The sequence below is a fragment of the Rhodanobacter sp. B05 genome, from assembly GCF_002001085.1.
Taxonomy (GTDB): domain Bacteria; phylum Pseudomonadota; class Gammaproteobacteria; order Xanthomonadales; family Rhodanobacteraceae; genus Rhodanobacter.
The window spans coordinates 626987-645680 of sequence record NZ_MUNU01000019.1 but is presented as its reverse complement, the minus strand read 5'-3'; the positions used below and the strand labels follow the sequence as shown (position 1 = coordinate 645680).

Below are 18694 nucleotides of genomic sequence, written 5' to 3'. Positions count from 1 at the left end.
GGTTTCGGTGGCGGCGGTTTCAGCGGGGGCGGCGGCAGCTTCGGCGGCGGCGGTGCCTCGGGGAGTTGGTGAGATGGCGCGCATGCAACGACTGCTGGCGAACCTGTTCGAAGGCTGGTTCCAGCTGCGGCGGCGCTTTCCTGCTGCCTTGCTGGACGAGATCACCGCGGCGATCGCCGCCGGCGAACACACGCACCAGGGCGAGGTGTGCGTGGCGATCGAGTCGCGGCTCGATCCGTTCGCGGTGTTGGGCGGGCTCGACGCCGCGGCCCGCGCGCATCAGGCGTTCAGCCAGTTGCGCGTGTGGGATACCGAACACAACAGCGGGGTGTTGCTGTACGTGCTGCTCGCCGAGCATCGCATCGAGATCGTGGCCGACCGCGGCATCGTCGCGCGGGTGGCGCCGGGCGAATGGGAAGCGATCTGCTCGCGCATGCGCGACAGCTATGCGCGCAAGCAGTGGCGCGAAGGCAGCCTCGCCGGGATTGCCGCCACGCATGCCTTGTTGCTGAAACATTTCCCCGGCAACGACAAGGCCGACCCGGACGAATTGCCGGATCGGCCCGTGTTTCTGTAACCGGGATCCAGGGCGCGCGTCAGCCGCCCAGATATTTGGCCAGGAAATCCTGCATGTGCTGCAGCAGGTCGGTGCGATCCGCCTCGCTGTAGAAGCCGTGGCCTTCCTTCGGTTTCACCAGCCACACATAAGGCTTGCCGGCCTTGTCCAGCGCCGAGCGCAACGCGGTGGCGTTGCGGAACGGCACCCGCGGGTCGGCCTTGCCGTGGGCGATCAGCACCGGCACGTTGAACTTGTCCAACTGGTACAGCGGCGAGATCGCACGGGCGGCCGCCACGTCGCCGATCGCGTTGGCGAAATAGGTCTTGCCGATGGTGAAGTGGCTGGTGTCGCTGTATTCCATGCCGATCGCCCAGTCGGCCACGCCGGCATAGTCGATCGCGCACTGGTACAGGCCCGGGGCGAGGATCGGCTGCATCAGCGACGAGTAACCGCCGAAGCTGCCGCCGTAGACGCAGATGTGCTTGTTGTCGGTATAGCCCTGGTCGATCGCCCAATGCACGCCGTCGATCAGGTCGTGCTGGATGCGGTCGCCGAACTGCTTGTAGCCGGCATGCTGGAAGTTCATGCCGCGGCCGGAAGAACCGCGATAGTTGACCTGCAGCACCGTATAGCCGCGGGTGGCCAGGAACTGCGCGTCGGCATCGTAGGCCCAGCCATCGGCGATGCCGATCGGGCCGCCATGCGGTACCAGCACCATCGGGTGGGACCTGGCACCGTCGAGCGGCACGGTCACGTAACCGTCCAGCTCCATGCCATCGCCGGCCTTGAAACGGATTGGCTTGCGCACCGCCATTTGTGCCGACTTGATCCATGGCTCGCTCTGGAACAGCGGTCGCAGGTTCATGCTGTTCCGGTCGAACAAGGCATAGGTGCCGGGGTCGCGGTCGCTGTATGCGTGGATCAGCAGCACCATGCCATCGTCGCTGTGGCCGGCGATGTCGATCGCCTCGTCCGGAAACTTCTCGCTGAGCGCCTGCAGCACTTGGGCCAGCGGGTTGTCGTCCAACGCCACGAAATGCGGCCGGCCGACCGCCAGGCTCGCCGCGTACGGCGCGCCGTGGTGCGGTGCCCACAGGACGTCGCCGACGGAGGCAAAGCTGTCGCTGGCCAGCACCTCGCGGTCGCTGCCATCGAGCTTGCTCGACACCAGTTGTTCCGGGCCGCCGTTGGCGCTGTACATCGACCACATGCGGCTGCCGTCGGCGCTGATCCGCTCGGGGGTCAGCAACTTTCCGGTGACGCTGGCCGGCATCAGGCGCCACGGTTGATCCTTGTTGTCGCGGGTGTAGGTATTGATCGTCGCGCCCGCGTCGGGCGAACCGACCGCGAAGCGTGCGATGCCGTCGTGCATGACAAAGTGCATGCTGCCCTTGTTGATCTTGCCTATCAGCGTGGCGGCGCCGCTGCTGGTGTCGACGTCGTAGATCATGCTGCTGTCGGAGCTGAACAAGGTGTAGTTGCCGGTAGATGCCGGATGCAGGTCGACGTAGAGGTGGTTGTTGCGTGGCTCCGGCACATCGGCGATCGTGGCGTAGCCAATGGGCATGTCCTGCGAATGGATCGAGCTGCCGCGGGCGCGCAGGCTGTACAGGGTGGCCTTGTGGCTGCCGTCATAGTCCAGTGCCACGATCTCGCCGGTCATCTGCGGGATGTCCAGCCACGCCGACTGGTAGGCCAGCGCCACCACGAGCCGCGTATTGCTCACCCACACCACTTGTCCCGGCACGTTGCGTCGCGCCATGTCGAGGCGGCTGAGCACCTTGAGGTCGGGCAGGTGCAGCACCGCCAGCTGGTAGCTGTCGCTGCCGTCCTTGTCGGTGTTGCGCACGGACACCGCCAGCATCTGGCCGTCCGGCGACAGCGACGGATTGCTCAGCTGGGGATGGCGGGCGAAATCCCCGACCGGCAGCAGGGCCGCCGGGGCGGTCAGCGCCGCGAGCGGAGTGCACAACAAGGCGATGGTCAGCAGATGGCGCAACGCACGGAGCATGGTGGTTCCTCTGAATCGGATCGGGGCGGAGAGCACGGTCGCGGGGCGTTGTCGTGGAAGGCGAGCGTCGCCAATGCGGTCACCGGCAGGGGCCGATTCGGCCCGTGCAGGCAACAGATGAAGCGTCATCGATTTCCCCCGACTGGCTCGCTGGCCCGTTTCGTCCCCGATTTCCCCGGAACAGGCCGCGTGCGCCGAAGATTTTAGCGGCTCCGCGCAAGCCTCGCAAAACGCGCTGGCCCGGGACGCGGTGCGTGCCGCTACACTTGGCCTTTGCCCGATCAGTGTCGTTCGCATGTCGCAGCCTTTCGTCGTCCATTTCGATCCGGTCGCCTTCCACCTCGGCCCGGTCCAGGTGCACTGGTACGGTCTGATGTACCTGCTGGGGTTCTTCTTCGTCGCGGTGCTCGGCGAGTACCGGCGCCGGCGCGGCCGTTTGCCGGTGAGTCGCGATGCGCTGGGCGACCTGCTGTTCTACGGCATGCTGGGTGTGATCGTGGGCGGGCGGATCTGGTACATGCTGTTCTACTACGAAGGCGGCATCCACTGGATCTGGACCGATCCGCTGGCGCTGTTCAAAGTGTGGGACGGCGGCATGAGCTTCCACGGCGGCCTGCTCGGCGTGCTTGCGGCGGGCTGGTGGTGGTCGCGTCGCCAGGCGCTGCACTTCTTCGACACGGTCGACTTCGTGGCGCCGCTGGTGCCGATCGGCTTGGGCCTGGGCCGGCTCGGCAACTTCATCAACGGCGAGCTGTGGGGCAAGCCCGCCGATCTGTCGTGGGCGATGATCTTTCCGAATGCCCACGCCGAGGACGTGGCGTGGGTGGCGGCGCATCCTGCCTGGTTGCCATCGCTGCAACAGTTCGATGGCCTGCCGCGCAACCCGTCGCAGCTGTACGAGCTCGGCCTGGAAGGGCTGGTGATGTTCCTGGCGCTGTGGCTGGTGTCGCTGCAGCCGCGGCCGCGCTATCTGGTATCGGGCCTGTTCGCGCTGCTGTATGGCGTGTTCCGCTTCGCGGTGGAGTTCGTGCGCGTACCCGATCCACAGCTTGGCTACCTGTTCGGCACCTCGTGGGTGACGATGGGGCAGATGCAGTCGCTGCCGCTGATCGTGGTTGGGCTGGTGCTGATCGCGATGTCGCGGCGCGCGCCCACGCTGCCGCTGGCCATACAACCCTCGTAGGAGCCCGCTGGCGGGCGATGCTCTTGGGCCGGGATTTGGGATTCGGGATTTGGGATTCGCAAGAGCCAAAGAGCATCGCCCGCCAGCGGGCTCCTACGCGTTAGAATTCGGCGATGCGTCCCTATCTCGATCTGCTCCGACACGTGCTCGACCACGGCAACGAAAAGGCCGACCGCACCGGCACCGGCACGCGCAGCGTATTCGGCTGGCAGATGCGCTTCGATCTCGCGCAAGGTTTCCCGCTGGTCACCACCAAGAAGCTGCATCTGAAATCGATCGTGCACGAGCTGATCTGGTTCCTGCGCGGCGACACCAACATCGCCTACCTGAAAGAGCACGGTGTGCGCATCTGGGACGAGTGGGCCGATGCGAACGGCGATCTCGGCCCGGTCTATGGTGAGCAATGGCGCGCCTGGCGCACCGCCGATGGCAGCGTGGTCGACCAGATCGCCTGGGTGGTCGACGAGATCAGGCGCAATCCCGATTCGCGCCGGCTGATCGTCAGCGCGTGGAATGTCGGCGAACTGCCGAAGATGGCCTTGCTGCCATGCCACACGATGTTCCAGTTCTACGTGGCGGACGGCAAGTTGAGCTGCCAGCTGTACCAGCGTTCGGGCGACATCTTCCTCGGCGTGCCGTTCAACATCGCCAGCTATGCGCTGCTCACCCACATGGTGGCCCAGGTCTGCGGGCTCGGCGTGGGCGATTTCGTGCACACGCTGGGCGATGCCCACCTGTACAACAACCATGTCGAGCAGGCGCGCCTGCAACTGAGTCGCGAACCGCTGCCATTGCCGCGACTGCTGCTCAATCCCGAGGTGCGCTCGGTCTTCGACTTCCGCTATGAGGACGTTGCGATCGAGGGTTATCAGTCGCACCCGGCGATCAAGGGCGTCGTGGCGGTCTAGCCCGCGCCGCCGCGCCGCGCCCACGCATGGTCGCGCGCGTGGTCCCTCCGCCGGAGCAGTGCAGCCTGCTAAGATTCCACGCATCCGGTGGCGCCCCAGCGGCGTACCTTCCCGTTGATCATGTCTCCAAGGATTTCCCATGGCTGTCTCGCTGATTGCCGCACTCGATGAAAACTTCGCCATCGGCCGCAAGGGTCAGCTGCCGTGGCACCTGCCCGACGACCTGCGCTGGTTCAAGCAGCTGACCACCGGCAAGAATGTGCTGATGGGTTACAACACCGCCGTGTCGATCGGGCGTGCCTTGCCGGACCGGGTGAATCTGGTGCTGTCGCGGCGGCACGAGGCGCCGTTTCCCGGCCAGATCACCGTCCGCTCGATCGAAGAAGCGCAGGCGCGCTGCAGCGACACCGGCCTGATGGTGATCGGCGGTGGCCTGGTTTTCGCCGAGGCGCTGCCACGGGCGCGTCGCATGTACCTGACCTGGGTCAGCGCCGCCATCGACGGGGCCGACACCTTCTTCCCCGGCGTCCACTTCAGCGACTGGACCGAGGTGTCGCGCGTGCATCACAAGGCCGACGCCGAGCATGCCTACGACTTCGACATGGTCGAGTACCTGCGCAGCGCCTGATGCCCGCACCTGCCGCGTCGCCAGCGGTCATGCACGTGATGGCCGGCCTGCTGCTGGATGCGGGCGGGCGCGTGTTGCTGGCGCAGCGTCCCGCCGGCAAGCATCTGGCGGGTCTGTGGGAGTTTCCCGGCGGCAAGCTCGAACCCGGCGAGACGCCGCTGGCCGCGCTGGCGCGCGAGCTGCAGGAAGAACTCGGCATCGAGCTGCTGGACGCCCGGCCGTTGATCCGCGTGCCGTGGCGTTACGACGATCGTGAGTTGATGCTCGACGCGTGGTGCGTCGAGCAGTGGCGCGGGCTGCCACAGTCGCTGGAGGGACAGGCGCTGCAGTGGTCGCCACCGGATCGGATCGATCCGGCGATCCTGACGCCGGCCGACGGTCCGATCCTGCGAGCCTTGCTGGAACGTATCCGGTAGACAGGCTCCGCCGGACGCCTAGGTCCTGCTTTTGGCGAGCTCCAGATAGCGTTGGTGCAGGTCGGCGACCGCGCCATCCAGCGCGCCTTCGTCGCCGCTGTTCTCGATCACGTCGTCGGCCAGGGCGAGTCGTTCGGCGCGGCTGGCCTGCTGGCCGATCATGCGCAGGGCCAGTGCCTTATCGGTGCCGTCGCGGGCGATCAGGCGGTCAAGCTGCACCGATTCGGGTACGTCGACCAGCAGCACGCGGTCGACCCAGCGGTACTGCGCGATGTTCTCGGCCAGCAAGGGAATGGCCAGCAGGCAATACGGAGCGTTCTCGGCCGCCACGCGTTCGCGCAGCCAGGCGCGCACGCGCGGGTGGATGATCGCTTCCAGCGTGCCGCGTGCCGCGGGGTCGGCAAACACGCGCCGGCGCATCGTCGCGCGATCCAGTTGACCGCTCTTGTCGAGGGCGTCGCGACCAAACACGGCAACCACCGCGGCCAGCCCGTCGGAGCCTGGCGCGACCACCTCGCGGGCGGCCACGTCGGCGTCGTGAACGGGCACGCCCAGCGCCTCGAAGCGCCGTGCCACCGCCGACTTGCCGGCGGCGACACCGCCGGTCAGCGCCACCACCATGGCGTGCGGACGTCCGCTCATCGCAAGCCGGTGAAATGCATGTAGCCCCGCAGCAGCTCGGGCCCGGCGATGAACCAGACCCAGCCGGCGGCGGCGATGAACGGCCCGAACGGCATCGGGATCTCGCGCTGGTGCCTGCGCAGGGCGATCAGGCTGCCACCGACCAGGGCGCCGATCAGCGAGGACAGCAGGATCGTCGGCAACAGCGCCACCGGCCCCATCCATGCACCGAGCGCCGCGAGCAGCTTGAAGTCGCCGTAGCCCATGCCTTCCTTGCCGGTGAGCAGCTTGAAACCCCAGTACACACTCCATAGGCTCAGGTAACCGATCGCGGCGCCGACGATGGCCGCCGGCGCACTGACGAACATCGGCAGCAGCGACAGCAACAGGCCCAGCCACAGCAGTGGCAAGGTCAGCTGGTCGGGCAGCAACTGCGTGCGAAAGTCGATGCCGGCCGCAGCGATCAGCACCCAGGTGAACACCAAGCCCGCCAGCGCGACCCAGGTCGGTCCGAATTTCCACACCACCGCGGCGCTCAACACCCCGCCGAGCAGTTCCACCAGCGGGTACTGGATCGAGATCTTCGTCTTGCAGTAGCGGCAACGCCCGCGCAGAAGCAGCCAGCCGAACAGCGGAATATTGTCCGCCGCCGACAGCGGGTGCTTGCACTGCGGGCAGTGCGAAGGCTCGCGCACGATGCCTGGTGGCAGCGGCTCCGCATCGGCCTCGAGCTCCAGCACATCGCGCGCTTCCCGGCGCCAGCCCGCCGCCATGCGCTCGGGCAGGCGCAGGATCACCACGTTGAGGAAACTGCCTACCAGCAGGCCGAGTACGGCGGCCAGGGTGATCCATACAACAAGCGGAAGTTCGGGCATGCGTGCGCCTTGCTTAAAGCCCCTCTCCCTGCGGGAGAGGGGTTGGGGAGAGGGTCCGGCCCCGAGCGAAATCCAGAATCGCCTCAAGCACCGCGTCAGTTTCCTGCGACGTCTGATTGTCCCAGAATCTTGGGCCAGGCGAGTACGGGTCTGGCTTGTGGCTTCTCGCTTCGACCGAACCCTCACCCCCACCCCTCTCCCGGAGGGAGAGGGGCTTTTTCCAGCGCAGCGTCGGCTCTAAAGCCCCTCTCCCTGCGGGAGAGGGGTGGGGGAGAGGGTCCGGCCCCGGGCGAAATCCAGAATCGCCCCAAGCACCGCTTCAGTTTCCTGCAACACCTGATTGTCCCAGAATCTGGGGCCAGGCGAGTGCGGGTCTGGCTTGTGGCTTCTCGCTTCGACCGAACCCTCACCCCCACCCCCACCCCTCTCCCGGAGGGAGAGGGGCTTTTTCCAGCGCAGCGTCGGCTCTAAAGCCCCTCTCCCTGCGGGAGAGGGGTTGGGGAGAGGGTCCGGCCTCGAGCGAAATCCAGAATCGCCTCAAGCACCGCTTCAGTTTCCTGCAACACCTGATTGTCCCAGAATCTCAGAACGATGAGTCCTTGTCGCTCCAGAGTGCGCGTACGGGTGCTGTCGATTTCTTCGTCGTGCTGCGAGCCATCGAGCTCGATGACCAATCTCAACTCATCGCAGTAGAAATCCGCGATATACGGCGGAATGGGGTGCTGGCGACGGAATTTGAGTCCGCCAAGACGCTTTGCGCGCGGGTGGTACCAGAGTTTGATCTCGGCGTCGGTGCTGGTGGTACGCAGCGACTTGGCTGCCGCCAGCGTTCGAGAGGGCAGGGACGGTTTGAGACGCATCGCTTCGAGCGGACCCTCTCCCCAACCCCTCCCCCACTGGGGGAGGGGTTTTGAAAGATCAGAACGTGCCCGCGAGCTTGAAGATCGGCAGGTACAGGGCGATCACGATGCCGCCGACGATGGTGCCCAGCACCACCATGATGATCGGTTCGAGCAGGGTGGAGAGCGTGTCGACCGCGTTGCTGACCTCTTCCTCGTAGAACTCGGCAACCTTGAACAGCATGTTGTCCAGCGCGCCGGATTCTTCGCCGATGCCGGTCATCTGCACCACCATGTTGGGGAACAGGCCGGTCTGTTTCATCGCCAGCTGCAACTGGTGGCCGACCGAAATGTCGTCGCGCATCTGCCGCACGGCATCGCCGTAGACGATGCTGCCGGTGGCGCCGGCCACGGCGTCGAGCGCTTCCACCAGCGGTACACCGGCGCGGAACGTCACGCCGAGCGTGCGGGCGAAGCGGGCGATCGCGGTGTTGCGCACGATATCGCCCATCACCGGCATCTTCAGCGCCACGCGATCGAGGAAGTGGGCGAATTTCGGCGAGCGCTTCTTGCTGATCACGATGGCAGCGATGCCACCCACGATCACGCCGATCACGATGTACCAGCAACTCTGCATGAACTTCGAGGCATCGACCAGGAACTGGGTCGGTGCCGGCAACTGCGCGCCGGCATCCTGGAAGGTCTTGGCGAACACCGGCACCACGAACAGCAGCATGATCAGGATCACGATGAAGACCACCGCCAGCACCATCATCGGGTAGAACAGCGCCTTCTTGATCTTCTTCTTGAGCGCCTCGGTGCGTTCCTTGTAGGTGGCCACGGTGTCCAGCACGGTGTCCAGCACGCCCGAGGTCTCGCCCGCGTGCACCAGGTTGCAGTAAAGCTCGTCGAACTGCACCGGATAGCGTGCCAGCGCCTCGTGCAGAGCGGCACCACCCTCGATGTTCTGCTTCACGTCCAGCAGCACGTTCTTGAAGCGGACGTTCTTCTGCCCGTCGGCGATGATGTCGAACGACTGCACCATTGGCACGCCGGAGGCCATCATGGTGGCGATCTGGCGGCTGAAGATGGCCACGTCGCCCGGCTTGATCGTGCTGCCGCTGGAGCCGAACAGCGGCTTGGCGCGCTCCCGCACGGTTTGCGGGTTCATCCCCTGGCGGCGCAGCTCGGCCTTGACCAGCGAAGCGTTCTTCGACGGCATTTCGCCCTTCATGCGCTTGCCGCGCTTGTCCAGCGCCACCCAGTCGTAGGTGGTCAGCTTGCTGACCTCGGCGCGCTGGGCACCGAGTGCGCGCGTCCTGTCTGCATTTGCTTTTGCGGTAGCGGTAGCCGTAGCCATGCGCATCTTCCCCCGGTAGTTCGATCCCCAAACCGGCCCAGGCGGCCGGCGGACAAGGTATTGGCAGAACTTGTATTGGAACAGCTTATGTCATTTCCATCGCGGCAAACCGTGGCGCCTGACGCAAGTTCGATGCTGCATGCGCCCCGGATCCGCCCATCATTCCTTGGTGACCCGGTCCATTTCGATCAGGCTGGTCATCCCCTGCTTGACCTTGAGCATGGCCGAGGCGCGCAGGTCGTTGACCCCGGCGGCCCTGGCCACCTCGGCGATCTGCATCGCATTGCCGCCTTGCAGGATGATCTTCTGGATATCCTCCAGCATCGGCATCACCTGGTAGATGCCCACGCGGCCCTTGTAACCCTCGGTGCAGCCATCGCAGCCCACGGCCTCGTAGATGATCAGGCCCGCGTCGATGTCGGCCTGGCTGAAGCCGGCGTCCAGCAGCACCTTCGGCGGCACATTCATCGGCTTCTTGCAATCGTGCAGGCGCCGGGCCAGGCGCTGGGCGATGATCAGGGTCACCGACGAGATGATGTTGTACGGCGCGATGCCCATGTTCATCAGGCGCGCGATGGTCTGCGGCGCGTCGTTGGTGTGCAGGGTGGACAGCACCATGTGGCCGGTCTGGGCGGCCTTGACCGCGATTTCGGCGGTTTCCAGGTCGCGGATTTCGCCGACCATGATCACGTCCGGATCCTGGCGCAGGAACGAGCGCAGCGCGCTGGCGAAGGTCATGCCGCGCTTCACGTTCTGCTGTACCTGGTTGATGCCCTCGACCCGGATTTCCACCGGGTCCTCCACCGTCGAGATGTTGCGCTCGTTGGTGTTGAGCATGTTCAGCCCGGTGTATAGCGACACCGTCTTGCCCGAACCGGTGGGGCCGGTGACCAGCACCATGCCGTACGGCCGGTGGATCGCGTCGATATAGAGCTTCTGCTGCTCCGGCTCATAGCCGAGCTTCTCGATGCCGATCTTCGCCGCCGAGCCATCGAGGATACGCAGCACGATCTTTTCGCCGAACAGGGTCGGCAGCGAGCTCACGCGGAAGTCGATCGCGCGGGTCTTGGACAGGTTGAGCTTGATGCGGCCATCCTGTGGCACGCGCTTCTCGGCGATATCCAGCTGCGCCATCACCTTCAGGCGCGAGGAGAGGCGGTTGGCCATCTTCATCGGCGGGCTGGCCACCGCCTTGAGCATGCCATCGATGCGCAGGCGTACCCGATATTGGGTTTCGAACGGTTCGAAATGGATGTCCGAGGCGCCGCGGCGGATCGCGTCGACCAGGATCTTGTTGACGAACTTCACCACCGGCGCGTCGTCGGTGCCGGTGGCGTCGATGCCGGTGGACTCGGCCTCGTCGCTGCCCACCTCCAGGTCCAGCTCGTCGAACTCGCCGCCACCCATGTCGGGCATGGTGTCGCGCAGGTTGTTCAGCAGTCCCTCGATCACCCGCAGCAGCGAGCCGCGCTCCACCAGGATCGGTTCGACCAGGCAGTTGGAGTGGAACTTGATCTCGTCCAGCGCATGTGACTGGGTCGGGTCGGCGATGCCGACGAACAACCGCTTGCCACGACGGAACAGCGGCAGCGCCTGATGCTTGGTGATCAACGCTTCGCTGAGCAGATCCAGCGGCATCGTGACCGGGTTCAGCGACGACACATCCATCATCGGCATGCCGAATTCGAGCGACGCGATGCGGGTCAACTGCGCGTTGTCGACCAGGTTCTGGTCGAGCAGCCAGGAGCCCAGCGGCAGCTTCCGCTGGGCGCTTTCGACCATCGCCTTGCGGACGTCATCTTCCGGCAGCAGCCCTTCGGACACCAGGCGGCGCGCCATGCCGGACAGGCCCGCGAGCGACGGTTGCGGTAGAGAAGACATAACTTACGTGACCCATTCCCTGTATGTGGTTGAATCTACCGCAGTCTGGCGCCTAGGTCACCCATTGTTTGCAGGCTTTGGCCACGACAGGGTGATGCGGCGCACAAGTTGCGCCTATGTGCTGTCCGGTAGGTGGTATCCCGGCATGCTTGCCGAGCTTGAGCTTGTTCGCTCGCCCTTGTATCCTTACATCATAGTAAGGAGAGATGTCATGACCACAGCGAGTGTCACCAGCAAAGGCCAGATCACCATACCGGCCGCTGTGCGCGAGGCCATGCAGGTACGCACCGGCGACCGCGTGGAGTTCGTCGAGATCGAGCCGGGCCGGTATGAATTCATCGCGGCCACTCGCCCTGTCACTACACTCAAGGGCATGTTCGGCAAGGTGCGCAAAACGGTGTCGATCGAGCAAATGAACGCTGCGATTGCCGCCGTTGCAGCGAGAGCGAAATGATCGGGCTGGATACCAACGTCCTGGTGCGCTACATCATGCAGGACGATGCCCTGCAAGCGGCCAAGGCCACCTCCTTGCTCGAAAACCTGACCGCAGACACCCCCGGCTGGATATCACTGGTGTCGATCGTTGAGCTGGTGTGGGTATTGGCTGCAGCCTATGGCTTGGGTCGCGACCAGATTCTGGATGCGCTGGAGGCCCTGTTGAGCACCAAGGAGCTGAGGGTAGAGCGCGCCGAGGTAGCCTGGAAAGCGCTGCGCGCCTGTCGTAGCGCCAAAGCAGATTTCGCCGATTGCCTGATCTCAAGTTGCGCCACGTCGTCAGGCTGCGAACGCATCATGACGTTCGACCGCGGGGCGGCGAAGTACGCGGGCATGAGCCTGATTGCCTGAATACCTGTGTTCCATCGCGGCGTCCGTCAAACCTTCACGTTATGATCTCCACTTCAACGGCTGTCTCTTGATCACATCTTGCGTTGATGCAGAAGAGCCGGCGGGCGGTGCCCGCCCTACCATTGCCGCGCCGTAGGGTGGGCATTACCCGCCGGCCGTTGCCGCGGTATTCACTCGAGATCCGATCAAGAGACGGCTTCACCGGGGACCCGCATTTGAACCAGCTCAGCATCATCCTGCCCGCCAAGAACGAGGCGCCTGCGCTGACGGCCTTGCTGCCGCAACTGCGTGCAGCCCATCCCGATGCCGAGATCATCGTGGTCGACGACGGTTCCACCGACGAGACCCGCAGTGTCTGCAAAAGCAGTGGCGTCCAGTGCCTGTCGTCGCCGTACTCGATGGGCAACGGCGCGGCGATCAAGCGCGGCGCCCGCGCCGCCACCGGCGACATCCTGGTGTTCATGGACGGCGACGGCCAGCACGACCAGGCCGACATCAAGCGCCTGCTCGACCAGTTGAACCGCGGCTACGACATGGTGGTCGGCGCCCGCGACTGGGGCAGCCAGGCCGGCGTCGGCCGCGGCGTGGCCAATACCTTGTACAACTGGCTGGCCACCCGCATGACCGGCCATCCGATCCTCGACCTCACCTCCGGCTTCCGCGCCGTGCGCGCGGACAAGTTCCGCGAATTCCTGCACCTGCTGCCGAACGGCTTCAGCTATCCCACCACCAGCACCATGGCGTTCTTCCGCAGCGCCTATCCGGTCGCCTACATCCCGATCAAGGCCGCCCAGCGCATCGGCAAGAGCCACATCAAGCCGCTACGCGACGGCATCCGCTTCCTGCTGATCATCTTCAAGATCGCCACCTTGTATTCGCCGCTGAAGTTGTTTGTGCCGGCCAGTGCGGTCTTCTTCCTGCTCGGCTGTGCGAACTACGCCTGGACGTATACCCACTACGGTCGGCTCACCAACGGCAGCATGCTGATGTGGAGCGCGTCCGTGATCGTGTTCCTGATCGGTCTGGTGTCCGAACAGATCACCGGCCTGATGTATCGACGCGATGCCTGACAAGAGTCGTCTAAAGCCATGGGCCTTGCTGGTGACACGCAATTTTCCCCCGCTGCTTGGGGGCATGGAAAAGGTCAACCAGCATCTGCTTGAGGCATTGCAGCCGGCCTGGCGGACGGCATTGTGCGGGCCTGCCGGGAGCGCCCAATATGCAGCCGCACAGACGGAAATGAAGCAAAGCCGGGTAAAGCCGCTGCCGGTATTTCTGCTGGCAACCGCGTGGCACGCGACATGTCTCGCGTGGCGGCGCAAGCCCGAGTGGGTCATTGCCGGGAGTGGCCTCACGGCGCCGATCGCCTGGTTGGCGGCACGGTGTACGGGGGGCAGGGCAGTCGTATATCTGCACGGGCTCGATATCATCGCGCCCAGTCGCGCGTACCAGTGGCTCTGGCTATTCTTCATCCGGCGCTGCGACCTCGCCCTCGTCAACAGTGCGAACACGGCCACGCTGGCGCAAAGTAGAGGAGTGCCGCCGGCCAACATGCATGTGTTGCATCCGGGCACCGATCTGCCGGCCCTGGATGCCGAGGCCGCTCGCGACTTTCGCCAGCGGAACAGTTTCGGACAGCGCCCCTTGCTGCTGTCGGTGGGACGCTTGACCCAGCGCAAGGGGCTGGCCGAATTTGTCGAGAAATCGCTGCCCGGGATCGCATCGCGCCATCCCGATGTACTTCTGGTAGTGATCGGTGACGAAGCCAGCGATGCGCTTCACGCAAGGCCCGGATCGGAACGCGAACGCATACTCGCAGCCGCTCGAATCCATGGAGTCGAACGGAATCTGCGCTTCCTTGGCCGCTGCGACGACGAAACACTCGGCGCCGCATATCAGGCGGCAAACCTACACGTTTTCCCCGTGCTTGATTTGCCGGGTGACGTCGAGGGCTTCGGCATGGTGGCGTTGGAGTCCGCGGCACACGGGCTGCAAACCGTGGCGTTTGCCGTTGGAGGAGTGCCCGATGCCGTGATGGATGGCCAAACCGGAATCCTGATCGGGCCCGGCAACTATGTCGCGCTGGCAGATGCCGTGACCCGTCAACTTGCCCAGGCACGGGAAAGTGGCAATGTGGCGGCGTGTCGCGAATTTGCGGCCGGCAAGGCCTGGCCGGTTTTCGGGGAGCGCCTGCGCAGCCTGCTGGATTCCCACCGTGTCTGATGTGCCATCCCGCCATCAAGAGTACGAAATCGGCGATGCCGGCGGCGCCGCGGCGCGCCAGCCGCATGCCGTGCTGGATCTGCCGTCACGGCGTTTCAAGGGTCTGAAGATCGAGCGCCTGCTGGATCTCGCCAGTCGTCCCCAACCCCTGCGCATGCTTGAAGTTGGCACAGGCTCGGGCGGCATCGCGCATTATTTTGGTACCCACCCACAACTGCGGTGCGACGTGGATGCGGTGGACGTCCACGACAACCGCCTGGTGACCGAAGGCTACCGCTACCATCAGGTGCGCGACACCACGCTTCCTTTTGCCGATGGCACATTTGATGTCGTACTCACCAACCATGTCATCGAACATGTCGGGGATGCCGATGCCCAGCATCGGCACCTGCTGGAGATCCGCCGGGTCATGAAACCTGATGGCGTGGGTTATCTCGCGGTGCCCAATCGCTGGATGCTGGTCGAACCGCACTACAAGTTGGCCTTCCTCAGCTGGTGGCCGCACGCGTGGCGCACACCGTATCTTCGCGTCATGCGCAGGGGCGTGGTTTACGATTGCGAGCCGCTGCAGATGCGGCAGACTGAACACTTCTTGAGCCACGCAGGATTCAAGTATCGCAACCTTTGCGTGGATGCGATGCGGCTCACTTTCGAGATAGAAAGGCCGGATTCGCTCGGTGCAGGCCTCTTGCGCAGGACGCCTGACGGAGTGTTGAAATACCTGCAAAGAGTCATCCCGACACTGATTTATCGATTCTCGCGTTGAAACAGACCGCGTTCGTTTAATCAGCATGCATGCGATAGGGGTTCCCGATGACTGATGGCGATACAGCGTCCTCCACACTGCCGCGTAATCCGATCGGTGACGAGACGGTGGAAACCAGTGATGCGACCCGTCTCGTGGAAAGGCCGTTGGTGAGTGTGCTGATGATCACCTACAACCACGCCGAGTATCTTGCCGAAGCCATCGAGGGCATCGTTTCCCAGCAATGTGACTTCCCGTTCGAGCTGGTCATCGGTGAAGACGCATCCACTGACGAAACACGAAAAATCGCCCTGGACTATCAGCGGCGTTATCCCGGAACCATCAGAGTCATCCACTCCGCCGCCAATGTCGGGATGAATGCGAACGGCGCGCGCGTTTTTTCAAGGGCACGTGGCGAGTATGTCGCGTATTGCGAAGGCGACGATTACTGGTGTTCGCCTCACAAACTGTCACGGCAAGTTGCGCTGATTCGCGATCGCGCCGACGTGGGCATCGTTCACACGGACTGGGTCCGGGCGCGCCGGGCAGTTGGCGGATGGAAAGTGGGCTGGAACAAGTCCGTGCATTCGCATGTTCCGCACACGTTGCTGGAAGGGGAACTGTTCCGCACCTTCCATTACCCCAGGATTCTGCGCACCTGCACCATCCTGCTTCGACGCAGCACGCTGGAGGAGTTTGCCCGTTCGGAACTGGCCGGAAAGCCTTACAAATTTGGCGACGCCGTGCTGGCGGCGTACACGGCATCACGCTGGAAGGTGGCCTATCTGCCGGAAGTCACTGCGGTCTACCGGGAAAGCCCGAATTCGGCGCTGCGTTCCGGCAAGCAAGCCAGGCTGGATTTCCTCAAGTCGAGCTTGGAATTCGATACCGATGCGCGGCGGTTTTTTGCCGATCGCGCGGACTATCCCCAGGCCTATCGCTGGGAGGTGGCGGTGGGCCTGTTGCTGTGGTCGATCAGTGCGAGGAATGCTGCAACGGCCAAGTTTGCGCTTGCCGATATCCATGCCCATTTCGGCGCGATCAGCTTTCTCGCGGAGGGCTGGCGCACGCTGATCATGCGTCGTCGCACCTTGCGTCGGCAGCAGCGCGATTCTGCGTTTGCCCCCGGGACGGTGGCGAACGGAACGCGCAGCGGATGAGCACAGATTCCTTACTGCGCAGCCTCGACAGCCTGATGGTGCGGTTGGGTATCGGACGGCTTGGCCAGAACGCGTTGCTGTCCACGGCGGGGCTGGGCACGCGCGCAGTCATCCAGGCTGGCTATCTCATTGTCCTTTCGCGCTGGATGGGACCGCACGGCTATGGCCTCTTTGCCGGTTCCGTCGCCGCCGCGATCATCATTGCGCTGGTGTCTGGCTGGGGCATCGCCTATGTGGTGACGCAACAGGTGGCGCGTGATCGCACGAGGTCGAATGCCTTGTGGGCAACTGCGATCCTGCAGGTTCTGCTGTCCGGCATCCTGCTCATCGGGGTGCTCATGGTGGGCTCGGGGCTGGCTCTGGTCGAACGCGTGGACATCCGTTCGATGGTGCTGCTGGGTTTTGCAGAATTGGTCGCGTTGCCTCTGGTGCAAGCCGCCACCAGCCTGTGTCTCGCCCTCGATCGAGGCGCGACAGCCGCCGTGTCCATATGTCTGGTCCCCGCCTTTCGCCTCTTCTCGATGATTGCGGCGGTGGCGGTCGGGGTTTCAGGGACCCCGGGTCATGTGGCATTCCTGCACTTCGCCGGTTCGGTCATCGGCATGCTGGTTGCGGTCTACCTCGTCCATCGGATCGATGGCGCACCGGCCTGGCGCGATCGGCTGTCGTTGCCAAAGGCGACCATCGAAGGTACCCGCTACGCCGTCGGGTCGCTGGTGGGTACGAGTTACCAGGAAGTGGACAAGGTGCTGCTTTTGCAGATACTCGGTGCGACCGTCGCTGGTACGTACACCGCCGCGTTCCGGGTGATGAGCGTGTTTGTATTGCCGGTTGCCGCGCTGATGGGCGCCGCCTTGCCGCGCCTGTTCGCGACGCACGGCACGCCCGGCGGTGCAAAGCTGCTCAAGACGGTGGCGGTTGCCGCGCTGTGTTATGCCGCCATGGCGTCAATCGCCGCCGCACTCGTGGCGCCGTTGATGCCATTCGTTTTCGGGCACGACTATGCAGTGTCCACAAAATACCTGCTGATGCTTTCGCCGTGGGCCTTGGTGTTCGCCTTGCACCAATCCTCGGCGATCGCCTTGACCGCGTCAGACCGTCAGGGTGCGCGCGTGGTGGTGGAGTCGCTGGGCCTCGCTCTGGTCATCGGTATGGACCTGTGGTTGCTGCGAAGCGTTGGCGCCGGCGCAGCGGCACTGGCATTGCTGACAGCGGAGGTGTTCATGGCCTGCGGCTGTTGGCTGATGATGCAACGGCGTTGAGCGCCATGATCGCGTCCATGCATCTCAACGCTGCACTGCATAAAAGACTGACTCCCAGTGTACTGGGCTATGGTGCCCAAAGGTCAGCTCGTATCCCGGATTCAGGGCCTTCAGTTTCTGCGGTATCTCCCACAAGTCTTCCGGCTTGTGATAGCCGGAGATTGCAAGTCTTGGCTTGAATGCGCGAATAACCTCCGTTGCTCCAATGAGCGCACCCAACTCCGCACCTTCCACATCCATCTTGATGAAGTCCACACGATTGAGGCTGTTCGTAGCGTAGTCGTCGAGGGTTGTGCAGGAGAACGCATCGATATTCAATCCACCCGGGTCGATCCGGTCGGAGTCCATGTGTGTGCCGTGTGCGGTATAAGTTCGATCGCCCACCGCGAGCGTGTTGATGTGAAAAGCCGGCGCGATGGATGGATTCAACGACGCCTGCAGGTGGCAATAGCGCGCATGGAGAGGTATGGGATCGAACGTGTGCACTTGCCCTTGCGCACCTACCATCCCGGCAAACAGCAGTGAAAAGTCGCCAATGCATGCGCCGCAATCGAGCACGACGTCACCGGGGGTGGGCGACAAGTCGTAACCGTTCCGGCGAACGAGATATTGCCGATAACTGTTAAGCAAGCTCAGCTGACCTTTGGTTCCAATCATCCTCATCAGAAGTGCATTCGCATCGTCACGCGATTCGCTCTGAAAGCGCACCTCGAATATTCCGAGCGGGGCGCCGAGGTAGTCGCGTGGGAGACCTTCCATGTCGAACGCACATTCCGACTCGATGGCTACGAGGTCCTCGAAGTCAATGCGCGGGAAGTAGAAGTGCCGATGGCTGGTCATTCTGAGTATCAGCGCGGCGTCAAACAGCAGCTTGCTCAACTCGTCGGCAAGCATGCATCTCGTTTCCCAAAGCAGCGCCGCGTTTTCATGCATCCAGTCGATGGACACTGAACGCCTCTTCCGCACGCCTGCCTTGTATAGATATTGCTTGACCAGGCGCCGCGCGGCAAAGAAGCGGCCTGATGGGCTGCGGTCAAATCCCTTCCAGTCGAACTCTGGATCTTTCCGGCGACGCTGAAGTGCCCGCCCGTAAAAGCGAGCTTCCCAGGCCATGCTGTTTGACCAGTTTGTAAAAGCGGTGCTCATGAGCTTCCCTGTTGACTTTGGATCTGGTTGG

General features: G+C 63.9%; 19 protein-coding genes. 12 read left to right on the top strand and 7 right to left on the bottom strand.

Going from position 1 to position 18694, the window contains the following annotated elements:
- Window positions 1-73 precede the first annotated feature (73 nt).
- A complete protein-coding gene (locus B0E47_RS16645; RefSeq protein WP_077515362.1) occupies window positions 74-577 on the top strand; it encodes a TPM domain-containing protein in 504 nt (167 codons plus the stop codon).
- Between the two features lie 19 nt (window positions 578-596).
- Here the strand turns inward: B0E47_RS16645 and B0E47_RS16640 are convergent, their stop codons facing one another.
- Window positions 597-2570 carry a prolyl oligopeptidase family serine peptidase gene (locus B0E47_RS16640; RefSeq protein ID WP_077515361.1) on the bottom strand — a complete coding sequence of 658 codons (1974 nt, stop codon included), beginning with the start codon at window positions 2568-2570 and terminating at the stop codon, window positions 597-599.
- 295 nt (window positions 2571-2865) lie between these two features.
- Here B0E47_RS16640 and lgt point away from each other — a divergent pair, with 295 nt between their 5' ends.
- From lgt to B0E47_RS16620, 4 genes are all read left to right on the top strand, one after another.
- A complete protein-coding gene (gene lgt / locus B0E47_RS16635) occupies window positions 2866-3753 on the top strand; it encodes a prolipoprotein diacylglyceryl transferase (RefSeq protein ID WP_077515360.1) in 888 nt (295 codons plus the stop codon).
- Between the two features lie 113 nt (window positions 3754-3866).
- The gene (locus B0E47_RS16630) at window positions 3867-4661 is read left to right on the top strand and encodes a thymidylate synthase (RefSeq protein ID WP_077515359.1); all 795 of its coding nucleotides are present in this window, start codon (window positions 3867-3869) and stop codon (window positions 4659-4661) included.
- A 139-nt stretch (window positions 4662-4800) separates the two neighbouring features.
- Window positions 4801-5289, top strand: coding sequence for a dihydrofolate reductase (locus B0E47_RS16625; RefSeq protein WP_077515358.1), 489 nt, complete (start codon window positions 4801-4803; stop codon window positions 5287-5289).
- Window positions 5289-5705, top strand: coding sequence for an NUDIX domain-containing protein (locus tag B0E47_RS16620; RefSeq protein ID WP_254422973.1), 417 nt, complete (start codon window positions 5289-5291; stop codon window positions 5703-5705). The genes B0E47_RS16625 and B0E47_RS16620 overlap by 1 nt, the downstream gene beginning before the upstream one ends.
- Window positions 5706-5723: 18 nt before the next feature.
- Here the strand turns inward: B0E47_RS16620 and coaE are convergent, their stop codons facing one another.
- The 5 genes from coaE to pilB all read right to left on the bottom strand — a co-directional run bounded on the left by coaE (window position 5724) and on the right by pilB (window position 11281).
- The gene (gene coaE, locus B0E47_RS16615; protein WP_077515356.1) at window positions 5724-6347 is read right to left on the bottom strand and encodes a dephospho-CoA kinase; all 624 of its coding nucleotides are present in this window, start codon (window positions 6345-6347) and stop codon (window positions 5724-5726) included.
- Window positions 6344-7201 carry an A24 family peptidase gene (locus tag B0E47_RS16610; RefSeq protein ID WP_077515355.1) on the bottom strand — a complete coding sequence of 286 codons (858 nt, stop codon included), beginning with the start codon at window positions 7199-7201 and terminating at the stop codon, window positions 6344-6346. The genes coaE and B0E47_RS16610 overlap by 4 nt, the downstream gene beginning before the upstream one ends.
- Before the next feature lie 467 nt (window positions 7202-7668).
- A complete protein-coding gene (locus B0E47_RS16600) occupies window positions 7669-8061 on the bottom strand; it encodes an endonuclease domain-containing protein (protein WP_077515354.1) in 393 nt (130 codons plus the stop codon).
- A 58-nt stretch (window positions 8062-8119) separates the two neighbouring features.
- Entirely contained in the window at window positions 8120-9400 is a 1281-nt protein-coding gene (locus tag B0E47_RS16595; RefSeq protein WP_077515426.1) for a type II secretion system F family protein, read from the bottom strand.
- A gap of 159 nt (window positions 9401-9559) precedes the next feature.
- Window positions 9560-11281: a type IV-A pilus assembly ATPase PilB gene (gene pilB, locus B0E47_RS16590; RefSeq protein WP_077515353.1), complete on the bottom strand. Its 1722-nt coding sequence runs from the start codon at window positions 11279-11281 to the stop codon at window positions 9560-9562.
- 211 nt (window positions 11282-11492) lie between these two features.
- Here pilB and B0E47_RS16585 point away from each other — a divergent pair, with 211 nt between their 5' ends.
- The 7 genes from B0E47_RS16585 to B0E47_RS16555 all read left to right on the top strand — a co-directional run bounded on the left by B0E47_RS16585 (window position 11493) and on the right by B0E47_RS16555 (window position 17517).
- Complete coding sequence (locus B0E47_RS16585; RefSeq protein ID WP_077515425.1) at window positions 11493-11735, top strand: AbrB/MazE/SpoVT family DNA-binding domain-containing protein; 243 nt, start codon at window positions 11493-11495, stop codon at window positions 11733-11735.
- Window positions 11732-12127 (top strand): type II toxin-antitoxin system VapC family toxin, encoded by a 396-nt coding sequence (locus tag B0E47_RS16580; protein WP_077515352.1) that lies wholly within the window; start codon window positions 11732-11734, stop codon window positions 12125-12127. Before B0E47_RS16585 ends, B0E47_RS16580 begins: the two co-directional genes overlap by 4 nt.
- Window positions 12128-12342: 215 nt before the next feature.
- Window positions 12343-13197 (top strand): glycosyltransferase family 2 protein, encoded by an 855-nt coding sequence (locus B0E47_RS16575; RefSeq protein WP_077515351.1) that lies wholly within the window; start codon window positions 12343-12345, stop codon window positions 13195-13197.
- Between the two features lie 64 nt (window positions 13198-13261).
- Entirely contained in the window at window positions 13262-14350 is a 1089-nt protein-coding gene (locus tag B0E47_RS16570) for a glycosyltransferase family 4 protein (RefSeq protein ID WP_254422972.1), read from the top strand.
- Window positions 14343-15116, top strand: a complete 774-nt coding sequence (locus B0E47_RS16565) for a class I SAM-dependent methyltransferase (RefSeq protein WP_254422971.1) — start codon at window positions 14343-14345, stop codon at window positions 15114-15116. Before B0E47_RS16570 ends, B0E47_RS16565 begins: the two co-directional genes overlap by 8 nt.
- A 47-nt stretch (window positions 15117-15163) precedes the next feature.
- Window positions 15164-16255 carry a glycosyltransferase gene (locus tag B0E47_RS16560; RefSeq protein ID WP_077515348.1) on the top strand — a complete coding sequence of 364 codons (1092 nt, stop codon included), beginning with the start codon at window positions 15164-15166 and terminating at the stop codon, window positions 16253-16255.
- Window positions 16252-17517, top strand: a complete 1266-nt coding sequence (locus B0E47_RS16555) for an oligosaccharide flippase family protein (protein WP_077515347.1) — start codon at window positions 16252-16254, stop codon at window positions 17515-17517. Before B0E47_RS16560 ends, B0E47_RS16555 begins: the two co-directional genes overlap by 4 nt.
- Window positions 17518-17541: 24 nt before the next feature.
- On the opposite strand, the gene B0E47_RS16550 is transcribed toward B0E47_RS16555, so the two are convergent.
- Window positions 17542-18663 (bottom strand): FkbM family methyltransferase, encoded by a 1122-nt coding sequence (locus B0E47_RS16550; protein WP_077515346.1) that lies wholly within the window; start codon window positions 18661-18663, stop codon window positions 17542-17544.
- Window positions 18664-18694 lie beyond the last annotated feature (31 nt).